The organism is Flavobacterium adiutor (assembly GCF_048282555.1).
Taxonomy (GTDB): Bacteria; Bacteroidota; Bacteroidia; order Flavobacteriales; family Flavobacteriaceae; genus Flavobacterium.
This window is the reverse complement of the sequence record NZ_CP182487.1, coordinates 3116100-3141061: the sequence shown is the minus strand read 5'-3', so window position 1 is coordinate 3141061 and position 24962 is coordinate 3116100. Positions and strand designations below refer to the sequence as shown.

Here is a 24962-nt window from a genome sequence, read left to right as displayed (position 1 = left end):
TATTTCACGCGAATTTATATCGACTTACATTCGTTTTATTTTTTTTAAAAAATTTGTGTTCGGTTGAAGGTAAAATAAAAAACGAGAACAAATTTAACAATCAGTAATAAAAATAGAAATATGAAAAAGGAATACTTCACAGCATTAAGTGATCAAGAACTTTTACAGAAAATGAAAAAATTAAAGACCAATAAAATAGTTGACGCTACCATTATTGGCGTTACAATTGGAATTTCGATTTATAGCGTTGTACAAAAAGGGTTTGGATTTTTTACTTTCTTTCCTGTAATAATCGGATACCTAATCATTAAAAATTCTAAAAATAATGAAATATTGTATTAAGAAATGCAAAAAGAATTAGAATCTCCAAATTAAAGTGATTTAAACTTTTTTAATTGGTTCCAAAATGATCTTTTTGCCTCATATTCCCTCTGTTTTTTATTCGTAGCACTGCTATGAAATGCAAAAAAAGCTAACATTTGAAACAAAAATCTCTATTTTTCGCTTCAATCAAAAAAGTTTAAAAGATTTACTCAAAAATGGTATAAACTCAAAAGAATCTTCACGAATATTTAATTATTTCAGACGAATTTATATCGGCTTACATCCACATTGACTTTTTTTAAAAAATTGTGTTCTGCGACCATTTTATTGGCGGGAATTTTTGAAAAACCCGCAATTAACAAACAAATCAAGTAAAATGAAGAAAATAATTTATCTTTTTATAATTGGACAACTATTAATAAGCTGTAATAATAATTCGCAGAAGAGAAGCAAATTAGGAATTAATTCAAACACAAAAAGAGATAATTCAAGAAGAATAAATTTACAAACTGCTCAAATAATTAGTAAAGATAGTTTGGGTATTTACTTCATAGGAAAAACAACACAAGAATTAAACAAGTATAATTTTCACGTATGTTTTGAGAGAATGATCGAAGAATATTCTGAAAATGAAAAATATGCAGTTTCAGCATATTCTTTAAAAGTGGGAAATTGCAGAAATGGAAAAAGTAAAATAACGATAGAGCACTTCATTAATTATTATGACGAAGTAAAAGCAAATTTTGTAATAAAAGATGAACTGATTGTCCTAAGTAGTTATCTTAAAAAAATGTTATTCAACAATTATTTTAAAATTAGAAAATAAAGAAGAAAGTCACTATTTAATTGAATACGAAGATAACTCAAAAGCAATTCTAACAAACATTCAGAAGCTTTGGAAAATAAATTTGAATGAAATGAAATTTATTGAAATCGAGAAACCCAAAAACTTCAAATGCAATAATCCGGATTTTGCAGACGGAATATAAAAAATGAAAACACACAAATTCATATTCATTAGAATTGCAATAGTATTGGTGGCTCTCCTAATAATTTACAATGGAGCCTATTATACTTTGCCGGAATATATACAACAAGATAGCTTTAGTTTTATTGCTGAAATTGATAGGGTTTTTGAATTAAGCTTGATTTTTTCAATTCTATTTTTACTATTTCTACTAGCAGAAATCTACCTGTTTAACAACCGGCAACAAACTAATTTGCGTAATGCAGCAATGTTTTTGAGTTTATTTATAACCATTTTGGTCATTGCTTTATTTTATGCTAATAGAATTTTTAAACCAATGAAAAGCTCAAGATAAATGAAAAAAACAATCATTATATCGCTTTTATTTATAGGCTACGCTTGTGAAAACAAAAGATCTAAAGCAACAGAAAATCAATCGTCTCAAAAAAATACTTCAGACCATGCATTTTATTCTGAAAGCATTAGGGATACAATTTTTTGCAATGATATTGGTGGTCGAGTTACTGGCTGGGAATTAGAAATTGATATTTCGAATAATAGAATGATCGCTAGGGGAGATGGATATCAAATGGGATTTTTGGATGAATTAAACTTTGAGCAGAGTAACGAATATGAAATTCATTTAAAATACAAAAGAAATATTTCTGGCTACAATTTGGGACACAAGATGGAGCCTGAATTTATATTAAAGAAGATCAATGAAAAAATCTACATTGATTCAGAGTGGATTAGTAATGATGTTACGAACAAAAAAACAAAGAAGGGTTATTTGATTGAAGGGATTTATTGATGTATTTTTGAGAATGTAATTGAAATTAGAGATGTCATAGATACTTTTCCCGAAATGAGATTTAAAACAACAAGCAAATGAAAAAACTATTCGCACTTTTAATCCTTGTTTCTGTCTTGCAATCTTGCGAGAATAAAACGAAAAAGCAAGAAAGTACAGAAATAAAAAAATCAGAACAGCAGAATATTACCGAAATCAATACAGATACAGTTCGAAATGTTGTGCAACCAGCAAAAAATAACAATTTGATATTTGATATTGAGGGGAATTACACTTTTAAAGATGAAGTTACAGATTGTAAAATCATTGTTTCGCTTTTTTATAAAAACGGTATTTTAAAATACCAAATGAAAACCAATACAAGGGAACTTTCGGGCAATGCAAAAATCGACTTAAACGAAAAAAAAGACGGTTATTATATCACGTTTAAAAATATAGAATGGAGTGAATATTTGGGTGAAATAGATACAGAAGGAGAAACATCTGATGAAGATCTGCCATTACCTCAAGATGTACAAGGTGTTTTGTATAAAAATGAGATAACGATCCAAAACTCTGGAAATGCAATGAATTACTATGTAAAACTCGGTGAATGTGATGTAAAATTTATTCAATTAATTAAATAATTTCGATAGCAAAAGAAAAAGCGAATTCTAATTTTAATACTATCGAGTGCAATTTTCATCAGTTGCAAACAAGAAACTAAACAGCTTAAAATAGAACTTGAAAATGAAAAATCAATTGAGTTGAAAAAGAAAATTTGCAAATAACAGACATTGATTCTTCATAATTTCCAAAATCATTAAAATACGAAGGATTCATAAAAAATGCCGTTCGTTGGAAAGATAAATTGGGTGATAATATTGTAATCGTTACATAAACAGGAAATTACAGGAGTAAAAAGTTTCAACATGAGTTTCATGATAGCGGAGATGCTGAATTATTTGCGTACCATTTTTTAGTAAAAAATAACTAGGTAATTCAAACCTGGAAAGTATTGATTACATCGATGATTGTCCGGTTGATATTGTGGCGTCATTTGTTAAAAATACCTTTAAAATTAACGATTTAGACCATAACGGAATTGCCGAAATTTGGTTAATGTACAAAATCGTATGCCATGGCGATGTAAGTCCTTGCGAAATGAAAATTATCATTTACGAGGAAAAACAAAAAATTGCCATGCGTGGCGAAAATAAAGTTCAAATAGGAATTGGCGATGACTGAGAAAAAACATTTCAATGCGGCAATTATAAACTGGATGCCACATTTGAAAAAGGACCAAAAGTTTTTAAAAACTTCGCATTAAACTTATGGGATAAAAACATAATTAACTGATTTTAATGATTTTAAATAATGTTAATGCAGGTATTTTGATTGATATTAATATTTTGACTGATATTGACATTGATTTTTTGATTCTATGACTTTTATATTTATAAAAAAAACTTTTATTACTACCTACAATTTTAACATTTATGATTTCGTGTAACGGACAAGAAAACAAAAAAGTAACTTCTATTGCAGATGAACCTTTACAATTAGAAAATTTCGACTTTAATACAAAACTTTCTTAACTTTTGCCGGAAAAAACAAAGAGTAAGGATTACAAGTGCTATTATGAACTAAAATCGGAAATGTTACAAGTGGATACAATTTCAGAAGGAAAGTTTATTGATAGCGAAAAACCGGTACGGATTGAATATCACCAACTAAGTTTTTCATATCAAGATATACTTGCAAAATTTGGAAATGAAGAATTTAATGCCGTAAACTTTGCCACGACAATCGATGGAAAAATAATGCTTGTTAATGCATTGATTGGAAAAACAGATTTAAAACAGACGAAAGCTTTTATTGAAAAACTTGACAAAAAATACGGAAAATCGACTAAAACCAAAGGAGAATTTTCGGATAAAAAATATGATATTTTCACCTGGCAATTAAAAGACCGAATAATGCGATATACTACAGTTCTTGACAACGAGGAAAATGTTTTAAAAATAGAAATAGACGAAGAAAATAAAAAAATAAGGAATGGCGGTAAAAATCCACATTATAAAGGATACCTTTTTATCATTAAAAAACAATATAAGAACCAAATTTTCGGAAAAATAAGTTCGGGAGACTTTGTGTTTTTTGAATAAAAACTTCCGATAAAAAGGCTTTTGACGTGGCGAAAGTGCAAAATTTGAGCTGTATTTTAACTGAAATGAAAATTATAAAATATTAAAAAGAAAATGAGTGTAAACGCTATAAAACATCTAAATCAAATAATAATAACTGTTTTTTTTATGGGCTTTTTGGTGAGCTGTAAAACGAATAAAATTCCGATTTCAAACAACAAAACATCAAAAGAAGTCGATATTTATGTTGCTGGTTACGAATATAATGACAGTAAATTTGAAAGCGGAATAGAAGAAATTGCCGATGAAGTGGGAATGAAACACGTTGCGAAATTGTGGAAAAACGGTAAAAACATCAATTTAGAAGAAAAAGAAAATTATTCTGATGCCAATTCGGTTTTTGTGCATAACAAGGATGTTTATGCCGGAGGCTCCATTATGTCTGGTGGAGAATATGTGGCCACGCTTTGGAAAAACGGAAAAATTCAAAAATTAACTGATGGCAAAAAAACGGCTCATATCAACTCGGTAATTATTCAGGACAATAGTATTTACCTTTTAGGAGAACATTTTGTTGATCCTAATTATGTCATAAAAGTTTGGAAAAATGGTATAGCTACAAATGTTACAGATGGAAAGAATTGGGTAGGCGGAAGATCATTTTTTGTTGATAAAGACGATGTTTACATCTGCGGATATGAAAATAATGGTACTAAAAGTGTTGCAAAAGTCTGGAAAAACGGAGTTGCTCAAAGTCTTACAAACGGTCTCAATAATGCTCATGCACTTTCGATATATGTAGAAAATGGCAATGTGTATGTGGTAGGATATGAAATCGAAAACGATAAATATTTTGTTAAATTATGGAAAAACGGAAAAGTTCAAAACCTTTCTGATGGCAGCAATACTTCGTTTCCGTCTGCTGTTTTTGTTCAAAAAGGGAATGTGTATGTGGTAGGAAATGAAAACATTAATGGAAAAAGCGTAGCAAAATTATGGATAAACGGGAAACCACAAAACATTACAGACGGTACAAATAGTGCCAATGCCGATGCTATTGTGGTACACAACGACACAATTTATATAGTAGGATATGAAGAAAATGACTTAGGTAGAGATGTAGCAAAATTATGGATAAACGGTGTGGCTAGAAATCTCACAGACGGCACAAAAAACGGATATGCGCAGTCGGTTTTTGTGGTTGAAAAGAAATAATACTATTTAGATTTATAAAATATTCTAATTGTTAGTTCGAGCGGAGTGACATTAGGTTAAAAATATTACCGTCAGTTCGAATGTTTTGTTTGAAAAAAGGGATAGTTTTTTTAACAAAATGTATCAAGAACCTTAGTGTTAAAAAGCTTCTCGATACAATTTTAATCATAAAGCTATCGCATTATTATTAAAAATCATTCGAAGTGACGAATGAAAATCTCTTAACGTAATGGTATTGCGCACGATGTAACAAAAAACAATTAACCAAAAAACAATGAAAAATAACCGAATATTATTTTTATCAATGATAACTTTTTTAAGTTTCATTTTGCAATCTTGTGAAAATAAAGCAAAAAATACAGCCGACATAAAAAAAACAAATCAATCGGATACAAAACAAACTAACGTAAAAATTATTAAGGCTAAAGAAGAAATTTTTAAAGATGTTTTTGAATTTGTAGCCTACAATGACGATTCTGATTATTCCTCTTTCCTTGCAAAGAGAGGTGATGAATTATATGGTTTTGTAAATGATAAAAATGAAGACAGAAGTTTATTAAGAGGCGATATTTGTGAAATTCAATGGAAAAAAGACACCATTTATATTGCAGGCGATGGAGAAACGCCAATGCTTGCGGATTGGTTGATTTCGGTTAAAAAAATTGAAGATGGCAATGTTTCTAAACTGAGAAAAGAATACAAAAAGGAATTTAAATATCATTGGAGTGAGCAGGAAAATTATTCGCAGGGTTTTTTAGATGAAATCTATTCAGTAACAGAATATTACATTGCCAACTCAAAAAACGAACTTTTGCAACTTCATATCAAAGATAGAGAGCAAATAAATTATTCAATAGAAAATCGAAAAAGAGAGAACAGAGATTTTACAGTTATGGGAATTGGTTATGAATTTGAAAATCGTTTTACTATTATTCAATGGCTGTATTATGATACCGAAAATCATAAGCTTTACCAATACGATTTGGGCAATGATAAACTTAATGAATTTGAATAAAAACTTCAGTCAACAACCATAATTATTAATTTAGGATGAATAAAATTTTAGCACTATTTGCCATTTTACTGCTTCTGATTTCTTGTCAAAACAGAAAAGAACAAGAGGAGAATAATTTAAAAAGACTTCAAAAGCAAGCTCAGGAATTAATGAAAAATCAAATTGATTTTTTTATGAATGCAACACCAAAGTATTTTTCTGCGGAAACCTTAAGTGGTAAGCGGTTTAATTCGCAGGATTTTAAAAACAAAAATTTGGTGGTATTTATTTATGACAAGTCCTACTTAAAAAAGAGTGATACTTATGATATGACTAAAGAATTAAATGAAATTTATAATGCATATAAAGACAAAATTGAGTTTATTGGTATAATTGAAGGCTATGTTGAAAACCAAAATGAATTGGATGAATATTTGAAAAAATCTAAAATTTTATTTGAGCAAATTGACAATACAATATCGCAAGACAAACCTGAAATCTTAAATTATAATATGTATTGTAGTCCGGCTAAAATTCTTATTGACCCAAGTGGAAAAGTAATTCATTCTTCTTGTGGTGGCGGAAACAGTTATGAATTGATACAAAAATTAGAGAGTATAAAAAACTCCCGTTAATAAAGGTTTTTGTGAAATCAAAAAACACTTAAATCGCTGATATTTAAAATTTTGTTGATCCTGAAAGGTTTTAAAAACCTTGTAGGTCTGGTTTTTAAACTACCTTGACACCTACAAGGTCAAAAAAAAGACCTTGCAGGATTTGAAACAGAAACAGACTTGTTTTTTTATTTTTATCATTTGATGTTATGCTAACCAAAATCACGATGAAATATTCAATTCTTTTATTCAGTTTTGTTTTTTGCCTGTTTTCTTTCAAAGATTTTGAGATACAATGGGTCGAAAATCTGGCTGGCGATTTTTCTTTTTCACGAAAACAGAGTTTAAAATGTGAAGCCTGGTGTTACGAATACGCAGGTGCGACCGAAATGATAGCAAAACGATTGAGTAAAGACAAAATTGAATGTTATACGCTGGGAAATACGGCTACCCATTGTACGTTACATTTTTATATTATCAATAATCTGATCAGCAATCCAAGAATTGAATTGAATAGCAGTGCTGACGGAAAACATACCTATCTGTGTAATGAAGGCACTATAAAAATGGACAAAAAAGCCATGCAAAAAGGAATTTTAAAAGCAGCATTTGATATGAAGTTTGACCATCCCGAAAATCCAGATAAAGTAATGTTTTGGAAGGGGAAAATTTATATCAAAATTTAAAAAGCACCAATCAGAAAATGAAAAATATTTTAGTTCTGTTTTTTCTTTTAATTGGACTTTATAATTCAGCTACTGCCCAAGGAAAAACGCAATTGGATATATGGGCAGGCAAATATTTTGTGTTGATAAAAGATAACGACAGTTTAAAAATTATCGACACGTTAACTATTGAAAAAATAGCCGATGTTAATCCTAAAGATCTTACCGATAAATATAAATCGGATTTGGCTCGTTGGACAATTACTTCTAACCGGGATAAAAATAAAGATAAGAATGTTGTTAGGAGATTTCTATTCGACCCAAATGACAATCGAGATGAATATAAAGAATTTGGTTGGACTGATTTGCACAGATCTGGAAAAATGAATTGTATTGATTGCGGACATTTTTTTATATGTCAAACACTTGCAAATAGTGATGTTAAATTTGGGCAAAACGAAAATTATTTAACCAATACCGGGATTTTTGGAATTTGGTTGCATTATGGAGTAGTGGAGCTCCAGAAAATAAAGAATGAAAAATGATACCAATCAAATAAAGAAAAAACAAATGAAAAAACTATTGTTACTACTTCCGGTTTTGCCTTTTATGATTTCGTGCAGCGAACAAGAAAAAATAGATTTACTAAAATTAAAACTAAACGAACCCATAGAAACTGTCATAAGCTTCAATGACAGTTTGCTTGCTGGCGTTGAAACGGTTGAGTATCCATTTTGTTTATTAATCGAGGTAAAAAATTCTGAGAAATATAGTTTTGAAGGAATTGATTTGAAAGGGCAAAAAATCATTTTTCAAATAAACTCCGAAAAACTCAAAACTGATAGCATTTCGAGATTTGGAGGTGCTCATATTGATTTAAAATCAATCAAAAATGAAAAGGAATTGAAGAGCATTTTACAAAATTATAATGCCGAAAATAAAATTTACGGAGTAAGAATAGAAATGAAAACCCCAAGCTTAAAATCGGAGATTTTAAAGAAAATAGAGTTGAAATTTGGTAAGGGGACAAAAAATCCAAATACAGATAAGGGTTTATATTGGAACGTAAAAAAGGAAAATAAATATATTTTCTTCGCGCCTGATTATGAAAGACTTATTATTTTAAACAATACCAATTTATCCAAAACTTGTTATTGGGACACTTTTAATGGACGCATTGATTTTGGAGGTTGTGATAATGAAAAATACATACAAGAATTGATGAAAAACAGTACCAAAGCACAAGATACTAAAAACAAACCCATTATAAAAATTGATAAAAATTGGAATGTAAATAATCTAATTGTTGGAAAATCAACAGAAGACGATTTTGTAAAATCCAAAACAAACAAAAATTTTGAACGAATGGAAGAAATTGATGGAAGTACCGGAACTATAAATAAAATTATGTATCAAAATGAATATCACGATTTTAATTTTTATTTATCCGCCAGTAAAATGAATCCTGAAAATAGAAAAGAAAATGTAATTATAGGATATGCCATAAATGACTTTAGAAAAGTTGAAATTTCATTTGAAAATGGTTTGAAAGCAGGTATGAAATTCGAAGATGCCGTCAAATTATTCGACAAGAAATCAATAATTGATTATGAAGATTTAAAATTCGCAAACTATATTGAAATAAAAAACGGACATTACATAACGACCTTGAATTTTGATGAGAAAATGTTGTTTTCAGGGATGTTTGTAAAATAGTATAATTAACTATCGAAGTTGTTTCTATTAGTAAGTGGGACACGATTGTTTTACCTAGAGTTTATGTGAAAACCCAGAATTATTGATACAGATTTAAAAAGGATCTCTGCGAATATCTGGTTTTCTAGTGCGAATCTATATCTGCTTAAATTTTCATCTTTTTTTTATTAAAATTTGTATGCTGAAGATTTAATTTTTAAAACAATGTTTAATAAAAACATCACCCTTTAGCTTAGAGTTGACTTTAATTTTGGAAGGAATAGACAAAAAGCTGTCATTATTTTTCAGCAAGTGACGGATTAGATTAATTATATGTTCTTAAATCCTTTAAGCAAAATAGCCAGTAAAAAGAAGTCCATAGCGAGAAAGTAATGGGATTTGTCAGAACAAAAAAAATGCCTGGATATGTGGGGATATCCAGTATGTATTTTTTTGGAAGATAGTCGTTCGACTTATGTTATTGTAAAACCTCTTGCAGAAGGACTTATAAATGGGTAAAGAGTTATGATAGCGAAATGATTCAGGCAAGGGTAGATATTTATAAACTTCGTGGATAAATTTAAAGATGGAAAGTGATTTTGAAAAACAGATGTAGAAGAGTACATCGTTTACAAAAGCGGAAAACTAAAAAAAAATGTTTTGAAAATTAATTTGTATTTAATCTGTATTGTATCATGCTTATTATTGCTTTCGGCATGTTCTAAAAAATTACTGACCTATAATCCCGAACCAGATACTGAACTTTTTGAGATTGACAATAAAGAAGAGGTTACCCTGGTTTTCTTCAGTTCTCAAAAGGCTAATGAATCGGGCAAGCATTTAGGCTTATATAAACGATTTAATGAAGCTTTTGATACAATTAAAGAAGTGCATGTACTTCGTATTAATGAGGATTTTGTTCTTGAGTTTAAGAATTATGGTTATTTCTATTTTGCCAACAATGGTATTAAACTCCAGTCGGGAATGATATTATCCAATGGTGTTGACAAACCGATTATCGAAAGTAATCCAGATAGGTATATCAAAGCCTACGAGTCTTATTTTAAAGTTCCTTTTAATGATAAAGTCTATTATTCGACAATGCGAAAGACCGAGGTAGCAGAACGTCAGAAAGAATCTCAAAAAATACTAGAAGCAAGATTTAAAATCGATCAAGACTATGCCGATCATTTGATAAAGAATTCGAATATTTCCTATTATCCGAGAAAATCGGCCTCTTTAAGCTGTACAAACGGAAAAGTAATCTCTACGGTTTTTGATGATACTACCAAAACTAAAAAAAGTATTATGCAGGAGGAAAGCTTCTATGACCCAAGAGGATTGATAAAAAAATATTCCACTTTTATAAACGAAGCATTATTCTCAGAAGATGAATATTTTAGAAACTCAATGGGTCTGATTGATAGCATAGTGCGGACAGATAAAAAAGGACTCAAAAACAAAAGCATTTTTAAATATGCCAAAAATCATTTTACTATCATTTCTGTAGATGAAAAAAATATAATGGTTTCGAAAGTGTATCATTTAAACGACAAATTTCAGTGCATAAAGATAGAAACGTTAAACGGAAGCGGAGATGTACTTTTAACTTCGGTTTTAAAATACGATGATTTAGGACGAATGATAGAAGAAACTTCTGAAAATCAAACGATTTTATATGAATATAAAAATCAAAAAGAAGACTTTTATTCGACAATGAAAATCTATAATACAGCAGACCATAAACTGTTTGGTGAAAATATAAGATACGAAGAAGGAAACAGGATCATTTTTATATCAAAAAATAAAAATAAAGTTTTGTCAAAAATAATTTCATTGAATAATTCTAACGGATGTACCAAGATGGTTTACAATTATGATTCGGACAATAAATTGATAAACGTTTTTGAATATTGTTATAAAAATTAATAAAAAATGAATGAAAGCAAGTGAAAAACTAAAATTATTGAAAGTAACTAAAATCATCTTACTAATATGTTATATTTCAGTTCTTCTGTTCTATTTAGGGCTTGTTTTACCGGAATATTTAGCCTGTGTAAATTGTAATTATGAAAGAGCTATGGGAGTTGATATTTGGGACAATGAAATTCAGTGCTTTGGAGAAAGTAAGGAGTTTGGTAAGTTCTTCTTTCAATGTTCGTCAATGATGTTAGTTGGATTCACCTTTGTTCTTGTAATTTGCTATTGTCTTATTTATCATTTAGAAAAGTTACTAAAATGAAGAACTTATTATTTATACTGCTTGGATTCTGGGGCTTTCAAACAACAGCTCAAACACTAAAAGATTGTTCAGACTGTTCGACTAAAATAATTACACAAAAACAAATCAATGGTTTGTGCATCGAGGAAATCCGACTTTTAAGAAATGAAATATTTGCAAGAAAAGGATATCAATTTGAAAATGGCAGATTTCAGGATTACTTTGTTGGGAAGGCATGGTACAAATCAAAGAATGACAACAAAAGTATTGTGTATAACGAAACCGAAAAACAAAATATAAAATTTTTTCAAGACATAACAAAATCACTCATAGCACAACAAGCTGAATTAACCAATCAGCTTAAGGTTTTTAAAAACCTTATTTTAACGGGCGATAAAGACGAACTTAAATCTAAATTCAATTTTTTTTACGAAGATCAGACTGGAGATGATGAACCCAAATCACTTAAAGAGGTTTTAAATAAAATCAATCTTGATGATATAAACTACTATAAAAATAAAGGACTCAATAGTACCACGACAGATAATGGTTTTGTGAAAATTGTTTATGAGATTTCAATAAATGAAGAAAAAATAAATGTCTATTACAACTACATGGCTCATTCTAAAATTATTGAAAATTTTGACGAATTTACAGACTATCATTCAGAAAATGAATTTATGTATAATTGGCAATTTGAATTTAAAAACAGCAAACTGAAATTTATCAGATTGGCAATCGCAGGATAAAAAATAGCTACAGGAAGGATGTTATAGCTACCAAACGTTGAATAAATGATATGAATATTTTTATGAAAATTAATTCTTTGGAATCTGGACAATCAACCAGAACAAGAAGCCTGCAATTGCGGCGTTTTTTAAACTATTTAACCAATTATAGCGTAATAATGCTGTTATTTTTATTGATAAGCTGCTCAGAGATTAATACCACAAATACAACAACTATCTATAAATATTGGTCAGGAACAGATCCAGTGTCGGATATTGAACTTTTGCAAGGACAATATTGGCAATCAGCCCATTGGACAGGTGAGTATGTTATGTACCTTAAATTCAAATCAACAGGGCAGTGGTGGGATACGTTTTTAAAGAAAGAACATTTATTGATAGACAAAACCAATTGGACTTTGCCTGCAGATGCGCCAAGTTGGTTTATACCTCCAAAAAATGTTATTAGATTTGGTAATGTCGATGTTGATGGTTTTGATCAAGGTTCAAGGTATTTTCGCGACCCACTTACACAAGTTTGCTATATATATGAAATCCAATTATGAATTATACCAATTATGAGGTTTATATTTTTCCTGCTTCTTGCTTTGGCCTCCTTGACAGGTATGGGACAAGAGAAGATCCAAAAAGAAATAAATTACATCCGCAGTTTCCGGAAAGAGCCCAATAGGATTATTGTCGAGCTGGGTGTAACTCCCAGAGTATGTTTTATACCAGTAAAAAATAACCCCAACTATATCAAATACAATGCATTATTGCAGCCATATGGCAAAAAAGAAAATTTATTCGAGATAGGAATTGAAGTGCTTACCGGTACTATAAAATCACTCCGGGTTTTAAATAAAAGCGAGGCATTAGAATACGGATATCTTAAACCATATTTTCCCGCCGCTGTTGCTGCTGTTTCAGCCAGTGAATTGCCTGAAAAATTTTATGATACGGCGCTTGAATTTTATAACCAACAGCAATACCAGGATGCAATTTTAACAATTGATAAAGCGATAGTAATAAATACTCAAAACCCGGAATATCATCAGCTAAAAGCATTGTGCCTGGCTCATTTAATGCAGTATAAGGAATCTGTCAATGAAGCAAAATATGCACTTGAAATGGATAGGGCCAATCCGGAATTGTATGATTTGATCGCAAATAATTATTATTTTTTAAGAGACAACGAAAATGCGATTAAAAACTATGAAAAAGCTATTGAATATGACATAAATAACACAAGCAGGGTTTACCACAATTACATAAAATGTCTAATTGATACCCCTAGTCCGCAGAGGGCTATAGAAGTTTATATACTGTACAGATACCGTTTAGACAGCCCAAATAACTATGGAGATAATTCGGGCGATTTTGCCGATGATTTAGAGTTTTATGCCGGTCAGGCCTATCAGCAGATAGAAGATTGGAAAACGGCTCTTGAAATTTACGATAGGCTAATTGTAATGTACCCTGACGTTTATGGTTATCGTGCACAAAGAGGAAGACTTTATCAGCAGAAAAAAGATTTTACGGCAGCCATTAAAGATTTTGAGACAGCCCTAAAAATAGATGAAAACCAGACAATTTTATGGACAAATCTCGCACTAATATATCAGGAACTTCATGAGTATAAAAAATCAGAAGATGCTTATAATGAATATTTAAGTAAAAACCCTGATGATGCTGTAGAAATGAGTAATTACGGATATCTTTTATTGGATGAAGAACGTTACAAAGAGGCGCAGGCCAAATTTGAAGCTTCTTTTAAAATGAATGAAAAAAGCTTAGACACTCATATAGGAAGGATACTTACAGCTTATTTGCTTGGCAATACCAAAGAAAAGAAGCGGTTTATTGCTAATGCAAAATCTCAATTTCCTGAAATTGAGATTAACACAGCAACCTTAAACACACTCATAAAGACAGGAAATTATTACTATTCGGAAAAGACAATAACTATTTGGGAAGATGCAATTGATTAGGATTTCTACATACTTATGTATGCTTTTGGCTTTTTCTGCCTGTTTTGCAGGGCCATTTTCTGTTTGGGAAGATGTCACTCCTTACGGACACAAACTTTACCATGATGGAGGAAGCGGTAAATTAGTAGAGCTAACTATGGATGATTCAAGTGTTTGGTTTAGACAGTTTTATTTTTATAAAAACCACATAATTGCCAAAGAAAGGGGAACTTTTTATATTATTAACGAAAAAGCAAATACGATAGACGAATTTCATAATGAGAAGGTTTTTAAAAAGGCATTGGAAGAAAAAAAACTAGATCCCATTTTCATAACCAGATGGTATGATGACAACTATGGTATTGATAAATTTTGGGTTCCATTATCAATGTTTTTGTTTCCTTTCCCTTCCATGATGCCCATTATTTGGCTAATTTGTTTAATAAGTTTATTTCGTAAATCAAATAAAATGCTTTTTTTGAGGAAAGCAATTAGTATAGGCTATCCAATAATTGTGATTCTTGTATGGATTATTTGCAATGTCCCTCAAAGTTTTTAACACATAAGCCCTGTTTGTCACCATAAGTAATTTATAATTTTATGAATTTAAAGTATTTCATTTTGATAATAGTATTTTTATGTTCATGTGTAAAGCAAAACGAACAGACTAAAACGTCCCGGAATGCAACTCCGCTGGACAGCACTAATAATCCATCCGTTTTAAAGACAGACGAAAAAGCAAATAATAAAGCGACCGAGAGAGATTCTATTGATTGGGAAAAACATCAAGATTCACTTCGAAAGAAAATTCTAAAAGGAAAGAAAAGTAAAATATTGAAAGAAAGCTTTCTTCAGGAAATGTATATAAGGAACGTGGCGACAATTTTCAATGACAGTGTTGCCGTGAATATACCGTTTAATGTACACGGACCTGATTGCGGAGCACCGGACTGTTATTCTACTGATATTAGTTTTAGATTGAAACTTGATGACAAATTAATATTTCCAGAGAACATCCAATTTATTTAGCACGAACATGGCTGTGTTGACAAAGAACAAAAAATTTCAGGAGATTTTAAATTAATAGAAGAAACTACGAATCATGTAATTTACTATTCAGCCAACTACAAAAGCACAATGGTTTTATTCAGCTCAAATAAAGAAAGTGGGACAACTGCATTTTATTTTACTGGACTTGGAGAGAACAGAATCAGCGGAAAAAATGTGTATAATATCACCAAGGAATATAATCACCAGGACAAGAATTCAATTTACCCATTTAGAAGTTTGATATTAACTACAAATGAGTATGAAAATTTTATACACTAAGGACTTAACAGAAAGAAAAACGACTAAAAAATGAATATATCATTTATGAAAAACATTTTACTTTTTATACTTTTATCATCTGTGGTCAGATGCAATGCTCAGGAAAATCCGAAACCATTGGTTGTTTCAGAAGCGTATTCTCCTTCAAAAAAAGAAAAACTTTCGACAACTGCTTACGAAGTTTTCAGAACCAATAAATTTTTAAATTTTAAGGATAAAGATACACTTATTGAAAAAATTGATGGTGTTGTTTACAAAAAAAGCGATTTGAATAATTTTTTCTCTTATAAAAAAAAATGGGAAAAAATTCAGAAAGAAGATACGACTTCATACACAAAAAAAGAGCGTGCAAAATATATGTATAAAGACAATACCATGATTGAAACCAATTTCGAATTTGAAAGTTATGAGGTTCGGAAAGAAATAAAAACAGTTTACGACCCGAAATGTTTTGTGTTACTGTATGAAAAAAAATATTTTGTGGGCGAAAATTATAATCGCACCGAAAGCATTATCAACGAATATGATAACCAAAACAGAGTCATCAAAATCATAAAACGTACTGAATACAGCAATAAAGAAAATAATGAAGAGGCAATAATTAAAGTAAAATACCAAGAAGGAATTGCAACCATTACGAGCGAAAATGGAACGATTGTGTGCGAATTAATTAAAGATAAAAATTCTGTTGGTTTTATTTCTAAGTTAAGTGCAAATGATACTGCTGACTATTTCCGATATGCGATGGCACAGCAGCAAATCGAAACGGCAAAAGAATATTGCACCGAAAAAATGATAAAAAAGATAGAAAGCAATTTGACTTTCTATCAAAACATTATTAACATAAAAACTCTGGGCGGCAGGAGGAGTTTTGGAGAAAAAGCAACTATTAATGAAGACTGGGAAATCACATTTAAAGATAAAAAAACGGAAAGGTGCAATGCAGTTTTTGCTTTGATAAAACAAAAAAACGGCTGGAAAATTGATGATTTTGAAATTAACAGATAGTAATGAAAAAAAAGATACTTCTTTTTATTTTTTTACAACTTGCTTTGTTGGGTTGTAAAAGTAATAATGACGAAAGTTTTTCAAACGATAGTTTAAAAAATCCTGTTGTCCAGAATCAAGGTAATACTTCAAACAAAGAATCGTTTACCATTGACTGCGGCTCAGGATGTGCGATGACTTATGACGAAATTTCAAGAAAAATCAACACAAATTCAGTCGAAATAAAATACAAGGTCATTCAATACATTAGCGAAAAAATCGAAGACGAATATTTTGAGACCTACCTTTTTGAAAGTAACGAAAGCAGAAATCTGAGCAGCATCCATTTGAATAAGAACCAGGAAAATATCTTAAATGATAACAACTCCTTATTGAGAGAAAAGCTTTTAGAAATCGGACTTAAAATGTATCCCAAAAATGTTGCGAAACAAACAAATTCAGAAGAAATAGCGTTCGTAGCTGATGATGAGCCTTATCAATTAATGAATGTTCCATTTGATTTAAAAGAGTACATAAATAATTTGCCCAATACAATTGAAAACAGTTATCATCCTACGGCTGCAACCGAAGAATATTTAGTTTCAATTGGGTACGAAGGAGAAAAATACAAATGTTTTTTTGTTAAAAATGATATTCGTTCAACCAAATTAATTGTTTCCGTGTCAAGAGGAGATTCAGAATGTTTTCTGTTGCTTGCAGCGAACCAAAACGGGTTTTTGTCTTATGAAGAAATTGGGAGCATAGGAGGTGAGGAAACGAAATATTTTAAAGTTGATAAAAATTACAACATTGTTTCGTATTAATAAAAAGAGGGGTAAAGCTATTTTTTTTGAAAAAAAACAATAACAAATGAAAAAACTAACCCAAAAGTCATCATTTAATACAATAGTGATGGCAGCATTTTTATCATTAGTCAGTTTTAAAAGTGTAAGACAAACTGAAAATATATTTGCAGATAATAGCGATTCCGAAATTTCGGGTGTTTATGTTTTGACCTCTTGCGAAAATTCGATATTTAAAATTAAAATAGAAAAGAAAGCGGGAGCTTATTTTTTTTTTAATTTTTGATAGGAATAAGATAATATCAAAAGGCAAACTTAAAAAGCAAAAAAGCGATGCGGTTCTATATCTCACTTTTGGAAAATTGGGAGGAATCTGTGATGCAGATAAAATCCAAATCCAGAATTATGGAAACTCGATGAATGAATATGAACATTTTACACAATGCGATGAAAAATATTTATCGTTTATAAAATCAGAATAATGAATTTTTTGCATCCAAACACAAACTAATCAATGAAAACCAATCCCTTTATTACGGTTTTTCTATTGTTTTGCATAGAAGTACTGCTCTACATTTATATAGAATACACCAATTTGATAGTGCCATCGTCTGAATACGCAGGTTTGGTGATGCCCATAGTTTTCTTTACAGTGCCTGTAATTTCACTTTTGATTTTGGTTTTTGTGAAAGAGATGGCGTATAAAAAGGAATTCCGATATTTTTCGATATTTCTTCTCGTTGTTTCCATTATCCTATTTGCGGCATTGTCTTTTTTAATGGCCTTAGGAGGAGCATATCAACACTAAAAGAGTATGAAAAAAACAACATTAGGTTATATCAACATTTTCTTAGCTGTAATTTTAGGGTTATTAATTATCCTCAATTTTGCTATAAGATTTAAAAATAAAGAACACGATAAGCTGTTTTGGAAAGCTAAAATTCATAGTATAGCAGAAGATTCTTCGTCAGAAAATTCAAATTGCATCAAAATTGTAGAAGCCATTTTTTATAATAATTTCAGCGATTCTGAAATCGGTATTGATTATGATTCAAAAGAATTAACAAGTGCCAAAAGCGAAAATTCTGTTGATTTTAAAATATGGGAGAAAGAACTTTTGCCTGATTCTTTAAACTTGAAATATTTCTCCATCGACGAGCGTAAATTTTATCGGCTTGCCACCGCGCTTCCCTATGAGAAAATGAAAGATTGGATTGAAGGAAAAAGTGATACTGATGTTCCCATTTTAATTTTAGAAATACAGCCGAAAGGAAAAATTCTTCTGAAAATAATTAAAAATGAAGAAGAAAATGACAAGATCCAACCTGTAGAAACATTTACAGCCAAAGAAACGACAGGAAATTTGGGTATGCTGGTTTATAAAAAATCTTTAGCAGGAAAATATAATGGGTATGAAAGTATTGAAAATATTACTGATTTTTCAGACTTGCTTCAAAATCAACATAAATGGTTTTTGAAGATTGAAATGGAAGAACAAGATGTATTGACAAGCGTTTATGCCTATTCTTTTAAAGATGAAAAAATAGAAACCGCAGCCGAAAATGATACAGCAGTATTTCGAAATATTCCAAGTGCATTTTACATTTATTGGAAAAATAAAAATAAAAAAGAATATAATATCCAGTATGCATTGAGTCCGATTCAAGTTTTAAATGCTTTCCGGAAACTAAATGAAACCGATGTATCAGAAGCGATAACCTTGAGATTCAAAGTATATAAAAATGCCTATTCTCAATGCGAAATTTCTAAGAACGGTATTGTCATTCCTTTAAAAGATTTATATCCTGAGAAACCATAAAACTGATGAAACAAATATCCCTAAATATGATAATCCGGGTTTTAAGAAAAGCGCTATTTATTGCGTTGGTATTTTTTGCAAGTACTTTTATGGAGATTTACTGGTCAATGGGTAAATTTTCAGAAAGAATGTCAAGCGGATGCGTAGATTGCTCTTTTATTGAAGATGTTTATTTAATATCGCTGCTGACAAGTCCTTTCTTAACAATAGCATTTCTGCTGCTTTCACTAATCAAAAATATATATTTAAAAAGCACAATCGGGCTGATACTCTTGCTCTCGATCTGGGGGTTCTGGAATTACAGCATTTTTGTTGATCGTGAATCGTCATGGAGTACCTATACTTTTGAGGAAGAGTTTCTCTCCACTTTCTCTCTTTCTATCTTGCCTGTTTTAGCTCTGTCTATTGCTGCAATATTCTCGATTAATTATATTTCAAGAATAACCAAAACATGACAATGGAAGCATATCTCTAAAAAAAACTTGTATAAATTCCATCTTAAGAAACTAAAAACAGAATTAAAAATGAAAATAGCACATCTTGTATCTGTAATCTTACTGTTACTGCTTTTTGCCTGCAATAAGAAGAAAAATCCTAAAACTCCTCCATCGGGTTTAGTCGAAAACAATCAGGCTAAAACCGATTCAATACAAAAAGAAGAAGAACAAACTTCCAAAAAAGAAAGCATCAATTTGTTTACTTTAACGCCAAAAGACAGCAGTGATGTTGCTTTTGTTTCTCTTTCGGATATTTATCCTGTTAATGATGAAAAAGACACAGTTGTTTTACCTAACATAGAAAAACTAGGAAAATACGATGCACAGTATTTTACATTTGATAAAAACTACAGAAAAAGATTTTTATCTAAAACCCACATATCCGAAACCGATTCTGTTTTTATATTCGATTACGCCAAGAACAAAATGGCTTCTTTTGCTGTAAAAAACCTAAAAACCGCTGCTATGTTAGACCTATATTCTTCAGAGGAAGATTGGCCTTATCGCCACTTTGATTTCATGATTGGATTTGAAATCAGCAAGAAACATTTAAACGGTTTCAGTGATTATTTTAGAGATGCATTAGTATATATTGGTAAAGAAAATCCATTCTCGAAAGAAGGTTTAAAACCTATTGTATGGAAAAAAATTCCGGGTAACGAATATCCATCAAAACCAATGAAAAATGAAGATCGTGCTTTGTTAAAAAACACATTAACAGGCAATACCTACTTTTTTAAAACAGAAAACTACCACTATTTTTTGCAAGAATATTTAGAAAATCACAAAGAAATTTATGGAAGACGCCTTTTAGTGACCGATTCTAAAACCAAAGAAATTATAATTGAAAAGATTTACTGCCAAAGCGAAGGCACTTCTCCCGCTCCTTTGAATTATGAAGATGGATATCACACTATTAATCAATGGACAGGAAGGCTCTTTAAAAATAAACCAATTGTTGTTTTTGGTTTTGAATATATTTCTTTCGGATGTGCGACAATTTCAGTTATTGATAAATCAAATGAAGAAATTTTTCTTCAATGTGACAATCGTCATTAACATGGATATTGGGATGTTCGATAGAATGGAGGAGATGAATAGAGAGGTTTCTATTCTTTACTTCAAACAAAAAAGCAAAATTCAAATGACAAACAGAGTTTCAGAGGAAATCCTTATTATGAAAAATGAGTATGAATTTAAATGAAAAAACAATTACCAAGCTAGTCGGTATTTTTATAATTATGCTCGGTTTATCAATAATGTCTTTTTATGGCAAAAGCGGATATAAATCATTTGGTTTATATGTAATTCCTATTGTTTTTATTATCGTTTCAGTATCAATTATTTTTAAAGAAAATATTTCGTCATGGGTTGATGGCAAAAAAAGGATAAAATCGGAGAGATGGATGAGCAAACATTAACGTTTAGTCTTTTTTATTCTACCACTTTCAATTTTTTCAATAAGTTGGCAATCTATTGATGCTATTATCTATTATAATTACACCATAGGCAGTGATTTTACAGAACATTATGAAGGTTATAAGCTTGTATTTGAATGCAGTTCCTATTTATACAAAAAACAATGGTGGTTAAATAAACTATTTCCAAAAGACTCTCAAAGTAAAATAATTGATGTTAATAGTGAAACAAAATGCTTTTGGGAAATACCGAAAATGGCAGAGAAATATTTGAGCACAAAAGTGGATATTAATTTTAAAGACCTGATGAGAGGCAGATTAATTTCAAGTAAAACTTATAAAAGCAAAAATAAAATTGTGACTATTAAAAAATGGAAACCAAGTAATGATCTAGAGGAACAGATTGTTTTTGACAAATTCAATATAAGTGTAGAGAAGAGTAAGAAAAACTATTGCTAAGAAGGACTCTGCGTCGGACGTATTAATCTGCAAAGTCAAAAAAAAAACGAATATGAAGAAACCAATATTTGCAATTTTGATATTTATAATGCTCGTAACAAAAACTTATGCAGGCTGGTACGAATGTTTTAGCTATAAGGGTAATATTGATAAATATCCCATTTCGCTTTCTCTTCAAATTAAAGAAGGCTATTTTGGCGAAAAAAGCAAAGAGAATTTCAATCTTATTGGCGTTTATAAATACGACAAACACAATAACCCGATAAGGCTCGAAGGCCTACTTGATTTTAAAAAGAATAAAGTCTTATTGTATGAAATCAATAACGGAAAATACACCGCCACATTTGAGTTTGAATTCTCTAAAGATAAATGCGTTGGCGTTTGGACGAATCTTTCGACAAATCAGCGTTTGCCATTGCAATTAACCAATACTTCAATCTTAATTGATCAAATAGAAGAAAATGAATTTAACAATATCGAAATTTTGCAAACGGATTCCTTGGCAGAATTCTATTTTATCGGGGTATATTCAAAAAAAATGAATCAAGACAAAGCCCAAATGGACAGACTAAAAATTATCCATAAAAAAGATAATGTAGTTTTTCAAATAATCGATTTTTCAAAAATCGAAACCTCGACTGGTAACATAATAACTATAATTTTTGATAATGTTGAAGTTGCCGATAATAAGGATAAAGAGTTTATTGTCTGGAATGATATTGGAAGAATGGGAGGTTATTTGACCCTTAAATTCGATATAAAAACGAATAAATTCAAACTAGATCCGAAGCCAATAATTGATGGAGCCAATTAATACATCTAATAGTAATTTTACAGAATAAACGATAAAATAAGACTTAAACTTTTAATTTATTTAATATGACAAAAAGAATTGCAATCATACTATTATTGATTTTTATGTCTTTTGTAATATTTTTTGTAACCAACAAACTATCAATAATGTATTATAAAATGCGCTACGATACGACTTACAAAAGTTACCAAGAAGGCATTGCTGCCAAAAATTATATTCTTGTTCCGGTTTCAAAAGTTATTCCGCAAGATTTAGTATCCGGAAATATAAATTTTGATACCCTAGATCATAAATTCATTATACCGTTAAAACATCAATATTATGATGAACAAAAGGATGAAGTTACAATAAGCAATTGCACTTACATATTTGATAAGAGCGGAACTTTGCTTTCAAAAACAGAAACTGCAGAAGAAATTGAACAACAAAAACAATTTGAGCATTGCATAAAATTAGAAGAAATTCTTCTCTACATTAATAAAATGGCTGATGTGCAATATTTTTCAAAAGAGAGATATTGCTACAACTGGAATCCTTTTAGAGGATATGGCAGCCCCACCGGTTCCGGCAGAAATATGACTTGGGAAGGAACTGCATATATTGAGTTGAAAATGAAAAATGAAAAATTAAAGCTTAAAATAGAAGAGGTATTCGCTCAAAATTTTTTTTCGAATAAATATGAAAAAAGTGATTATGAACTGGATATGAGTGTTTACCTGGTGCCTGTAAAATTTCAAAAAATAACAGACGTAGCTTTTTTTGTAAGGCATAAAAATTATGGTCCAAATGAATTGTACATTATTAAATCAAAGTAAAGATTTGGCAAATTTGATCTAAAGAAAAAAATCATAAATAAACGTTATAAAACCCAACGTGACCAACCTAAGTAAAACTCCAGATTTCTCTTAAGCTTTACTTCGCGGCAAAACATTATCGCAGCTTTTTCTCAAATAAAAAAGACCAAAGACAGTGGCTGGAATTATGGAAGAAGTGTGTTTTTAGCACGGGTGGAATACTGACAGGTACAAATTCTTTTACTCATGCCAATAACAATACGATGGAAAATCATCTGAAAAATTTAGAAAAATTGCAAACAATTGAAATGGGTTGCGGTGTAGATTATGGCAGTTTTTATGTTAATTATACTGGCGCAGAAGATACAAGCAGTACAGATTTTGATAAAAGAATAAATGATTCCTATTTGACCAGAGAATTTGATAGTATTACATTTAGTCAAAAAGAAAATTCATTTTTTAATTTTTTCTCTATGAAGAAATTCAGCTTTAATAATCCTTATAGAAGTAATTGTTTTTTCTAATTTTTCATTCGGAATCTTTGCTTTAAACTGACAATTGTCATTTCCTTTTCCGATTCTTTTTCGTAATATTACTATTGTAAAATTTCATGAATGAGAAAGATAAAATACAAACAGGGACGAAAGCTGCAACCTATTGTTTTAGAGTATACTGGCACTCACAAAGATCATGAAACAGAGATGCAACTTTTTGTATATGACGATTCAGATATTATTGAATATGAAAAGTTTACTGTTTTAGCCCTAAATTCCTGCTTCGATTATACTAAAAATAACTGGCTCAATATTCACGGACTAAACGATATTGGTCTCATTAAAACCATTGGTAATCATTTTAAGCTGGACGATTTTTTACTTGCAGATATTTTAAACACTTCAAAACGAACAAAACTCGAAGAACAGTACAATGTTTTATTTTTTAACATTAAATCGCTTTTGCCTTCAGAATACTCAGACGGACTTAAAGTAGAACAACTCAGTTTTATTCTGAAAGACGGTATTCTAATATCTTTTCAGGAAAAACGAAGCGATTTCTTTACGCACATACGTGAACGATTGCGTACACACGCTGGAATCGTAAGAACCAAAAAGGTTGATTACCTGCTTTATTTATTGCTCGATGCGGTAATGGAAAATTTTTACATTACCATAGAAGATGAAGAGAATAATATCGAACAACTGATAGATTTAACCAAAAAAGGAGCAGATCCGGTCATTTTAGAGAGAATCGAAAACCACCGGGATAATTTTAATTTCTTAAAACGTTCAATCATACCGCTTCGGGATTCTTTGTATTATCTCAAAACGATTAAAGATGATGAAACGAACGGTCTTATTCAAAAAGAGACTTTTAATTTCTTTGTCAGACTGCATCAAAAAAGTCTGGAGCTTTTAGAACAGATAGAATCCGATATGAGTTCTTTAGAAAGTGCTTCAAATTTTTATTTCTCTGAGCAAAGCCGCAAGATGAACGAGATTATGAAAACATTGACAATTATTTCAGCAGTTTTTATTCCGCTTACTTTTATTGTGGGAGTTTACGGAATGAATTTTGATAATATGCCCGAATTGCATACCAGAAACGGCTACTTTATTGTCATGATAGTCATGTTTCTATTGGTTATAGCCTTAATTATTTATTTCAAGAAAAGACATTGGTTTTAAGCATTTAGTATAAAAAATAATTCGAAT

At 30.3% G+C, this 24962-nt stretch carries 31 protein-coding genes and 1 pseudogene; 31 read left to right on the top strand and 1 reads right to left on the bottom strand.

Features of this window, described 5'->3' with window-relative positions; genetic code table 11:
• Positions 1 to 120 precede the first annotated feature (120 nt).
• The 22 genes and pseudogenes from ACNC7R_RS13155 to ACNC7R_RS13050 all read left to right on the top strand — a co-directional run bounded on the left by ACNC7R_RS13155 (position 121) and on the right by ACNC7R_RS13050 (position 17735).
• On the top strand, positions 121 to 342 hold the full coding sequence (locus tag ACNC7R_RS13155) for an FUSC family protein (RefSeq protein ID WP_417941536.1): 222 nt from the start codon (positions 121 to 123) through the stop codon (positions 340 to 342).
• A gap of 358 nt (positions 343 to 700) precedes the next feature.
• Positions 701 to 1150, top strand: coding sequence for a hypothetical protein (locus ACNC7R_RS13150; protein WP_417941535.1), 450 nt, complete (start codon positions 701 to 703; stop codon positions 1148 to 1150).
• A 166-nt stretch (positions 1151 to 1316) separates the two neighbouring features.
• Positions 1317 to 1646 (top strand): hypothetical protein, encoded by a 330-nt coding sequence (locus ACNC7R_RS13145; protein WP_417941534.1) that lies wholly within the window; start codon positions 1317 to 1319, stop codon positions 1644 to 1646.
• Positions 1647 to 2102: a hypothetical protein gene (locus ACNC7R_RS13140; protein WP_417941533.1), complete on the top strand. Its 456-nt coding sequence runs from the start codon at positions 1647 to 1649 to the stop codon at positions 2100 to 2102.
• A 77-nt stretch (positions 2103 to 2179) separates the two neighbouring features.
• The gene (locus ACNC7R_RS13135; protein WP_417941532.1) at positions 2180 to 2728 is read left to right on the top strand and encodes a hypothetical protein; all 549 of its coding nucleotides are present in this window, start codon (positions 2180 to 2182) and stop codon (positions 2726 to 2728) included.
• Between the two features lie 24 nt (positions 2729 to 2752).
• Positions 2753 to 3440, top strand: a pseudogene (locus ACNC7R_RS13130) (M949_RS01915 family surface polysaccharide biosynthesis protein).
• 299 nt (positions 3441 to 3739) lie between these two features.
• Positions 3740 to 4249, top strand: coding sequence for a hypothetical protein (locus ACNC7R_RS13125; RefSeq protein ID WP_417941531.1), 510 nt, complete (start codon positions 3740 to 3742; stop codon positions 4247 to 4249).
• A 93-nt stretch (positions 4250 to 4342) separates the two neighbouring features.
• On the top strand, positions 4343 to 5443 hold the full coding sequence (locus tag ACNC7R_RS13120; RefSeq protein ID WP_417941530.1) for a hypothetical protein: 1101 nt from the start codon (positions 4343 to 4345) through the stop codon (positions 5441 to 5443).
• A 304-nt stretch (positions 5444 to 5747) separates the two neighbouring features.
• Positions 5748 to 6458, top strand: coding sequence for a hypothetical protein (locus tag ACNC7R_RS13115; RefSeq protein ID WP_417941529.1), 711 nt, complete (start codon positions 5748 to 5750; stop codon positions 6456 to 6458).
• 35 nt (positions 6459 to 6493) lie between these two features.
• A complete protein-coding gene (locus ACNC7R_RS13110; protein WP_417941528.1) occupies positions 6494 to 7072 on the top strand; it encodes a peroxiredoxin family protein in 579 nt (192 codons plus the stop codon).
• Positions 7073 to 7278: 206 nt separating this feature from the next.
• Complete coding sequence (locus tag ACNC7R_RS13105) at positions 7279 to 7737, top strand: hypothetical protein (RefSeq protein ID WP_417941527.1); 459 nt, start codon at positions 7279 to 7281, stop codon at positions 7735 to 7737.
• A 17-nt stretch (positions 7738 to 7754) separates the two neighbouring features.
• Positions 7755 to 8261 (top strand): phosphate ABC transporter permease, encoded by a 507-nt coding sequence (locus tag ACNC7R_RS13100; RefSeq protein WP_417941526.1) that lies wholly within the window; start codon positions 7755 to 7757, stop codon positions 8259 to 8261.
• A 25-nt stretch (positions 8262 to 8286) separates the two neighbouring features.
• Positions 8287 to 9432, top strand: coding sequence for a hypothetical protein (locus ACNC7R_RS13095; RefSeq protein WP_417941525.1), 1146 nt, complete (start codon positions 8287 to 8289; stop codon positions 9430 to 9432).
• A 639-nt stretch (positions 9433 to 10071) separates the two neighbouring features.
• Entirely contained in the window at positions 10072 to 11340 is a 1269-nt protein-coding gene (locus ACNC7R_RS13090; RefSeq protein ID WP_417941524.1) for a hypothetical protein, read from the top strand.
• A 309-nt stretch (positions 11341 to 11649) separates the two neighbouring features.
• Positions 11650 to 12381 carry a YARHG domain-containing protein gene (locus tag ACNC7R_RS13085; RefSeq protein WP_417941523.1) on the top strand — a complete coding sequence of 244 codons (732 nt, stop codon included), beginning with the start codon at positions 11650 to 11652 and terminating at the stop codon, positions 12379 to 12381.
• Positions 12382 to 12443: 62 nt separating this feature from the next.
• On the top strand, positions 12444 to 12926 hold the full coding sequence (locus tag ACNC7R_RS13080) for a hypothetical protein (RefSeq protein ID WP_417941522.1): 483 nt from the start codon (positions 12444 to 12446) through the stop codon (positions 12924 to 12926).
• Between the two features lie 12 nt (positions 12927 to 12938).
• Positions 12939 to 14351, top strand: a complete 1413-nt coding sequence (locus ACNC7R_RS13075; RefSeq protein WP_417941521.1) for a tetratricopeptide repeat protein — start codon at positions 12939 to 12941, stop codon at positions 14349 to 14351.
• A gap of 19 nt (positions 14352 to 14370) precedes the next feature.
• Positions 14371 to 14889 carry a hypothetical protein gene (locus ACNC7R_RS13070; RefSeq protein WP_417941520.1) on the top strand — a complete coding sequence of 173 codons (519 nt, stop codon included), beginning with the start codon at positions 14371 to 14373 and terminating at the stop codon, positions 14887 to 14889.
• Between the two features lie 62 nt (positions 14890 to 14951).
• Positions 14952 to 15359: a hypothetical protein gene (locus tag ACNC7R_RS13065; RefSeq protein WP_417941519.1), complete on the top strand. Its 408-nt coding sequence runs from the start codon at positions 14952 to 14954 to the stop codon at positions 15357 to 15359.
• Positions 15360 to 15689: 330 nt separating this feature from the next.
• Positions 15690 to 16667, top strand: a complete 978-nt coding sequence (locus ACNC7R_RS13060; RefSeq protein ID WP_417941518.1) for a hypothetical protein — start codon at positions 15690 to 15692, stop codon at positions 16665 to 16667.
• Positions 16668 to 16669: 2 nt separating this feature from the next.
• Entirely contained in the window at positions 16670 to 17470 is an 801-nt protein-coding gene (locus tag ACNC7R_RS13055; RefSeq protein ID WP_417941517.1) for a hypothetical protein, read from the top strand.
• A 46-nt stretch (positions 17471 to 17516) separates the two neighbouring features.
• Positions 17517 to 17735 carry a hypothetical protein gene (locus tag ACNC7R_RS13050; protein WP_417941516.1) on the top strand — a complete coding sequence of 73 codons (219 nt, stop codon included), beginning with the start codon at positions 17517 to 17519 and terminating at the stop codon, positions 17733 to 17735.
• A gap of 290 nt (positions 17736 to 18025) precedes the next feature.
• Here the strand turns inward: ACNC7R_RS13050 and ACNC7R_RS13045 are convergent, their stop codons facing one another.
• Entirely contained in the window at positions 18026 to 18199 is a 174-nt protein-coding gene (locus ACNC7R_RS13045; RefSeq protein WP_417941515.1) for a hypothetical protein, read from the bottom strand.
• A 64-nt stretch (positions 18200 to 18263) separates the two neighbouring features.
• Here ACNC7R_RS13045 and ACNC7R_RS13040 point away from each other — a divergent pair, with 64 nt between their 5' ends.
• The 9 genes from ACNC7R_RS13040 to corA all read left to right on the top strand — a co-directional run bounded on the left by ACNC7R_RS13040 (position 18264) and on the right by corA (position 24935).
• Positions 18264 to 19268 (top strand): hypothetical protein, encoded by a 1005-nt coding sequence (locus tag ACNC7R_RS13040; RefSeq protein WP_417941514.1) that lies wholly within the window; start codon positions 18264 to 18266, stop codon positions 19266 to 19268.
• A 5-nt stretch (positions 19269 to 19273) separates the two neighbouring features.
• Entirely contained in the window at positions 19274 to 19723 is a 450-nt protein-coding gene (locus tag ACNC7R_RS13035) for a hypothetical protein (protein WP_417941513.1), read from the top strand.
• A gap of 69 nt (positions 19724 to 19792) precedes the next feature.
• A complete protein-coding gene (locus tag ACNC7R_RS13030; protein ID WP_417941512.1) occupies positions 19793 to 20824 on the top strand; it encodes an oxidoreductase in 1032 nt (343 codons plus the stop codon).
• 131 nt (positions 20825 to 20955) lie between these two features.
• On the top strand, positions 20956 to 21186 hold the full coding sequence (locus ACNC7R_RS13025) for a hypothetical protein (RefSeq protein WP_417941511.1): 231 nt from the start codon (positions 20956 to 20958) through the stop codon (positions 21184 to 21186).
• A gap of 252 nt (positions 21187 to 21438) precedes the next feature.
• A complete protein-coding gene (locus tag ACNC7R_RS13020) occupies positions 21439 to 21642 on the top strand; it encodes a hypothetical protein (protein ID WP_417941510.1) in 204 nt (67 codons plus the stop codon).
• Positions 21643 to 21694: 52 nt separating this feature from the next.
• On the top strand, positions 21695 to 22456 hold the full coding sequence (locus ACNC7R_RS13015; protein WP_417941509.1) for a hypothetical protein: 762 nt from the start codon (positions 21695 to 21697) through the stop codon (positions 22454 to 22456).
• A 65-nt stretch (positions 22457 to 22521) separates the two neighbouring features.
• Positions 22522 to 23271 carry a hypothetical protein gene (locus tag ACNC7R_RS13010; protein ID WP_417941508.1) on the top strand — a complete coding sequence of 250 codons (750 nt, stop codon included), beginning with the start codon at positions 22522 to 22524 and terminating at the stop codon, positions 23269 to 23271.
• Positions 23272 to 23513: 242 nt separating this feature from the next.
• Positions 23514 to 23774: a hypothetical protein gene (locus ACNC7R_RS13005; protein ID WP_417941507.1), complete on the top strand. Its 261-nt coding sequence runs from the start codon at positions 23514 to 23516 to the stop codon at positions 23772 to 23774.
• A 90-nt stretch (positions 23775 to 23864) separates the two neighbouring features.
• Positions 23865 to 24935, top strand: a complete 1071-nt coding sequence (gene corA / locus ACNC7R_RS13000) for a magnesium/cobalt transporter CorA (RefSeq protein WP_417941506.1) — start codon at positions 23865 to 23867, stop codon at positions 24933 to 24935.
• Positions 24936 to 24962 lie beyond the last annotated feature (27 nt).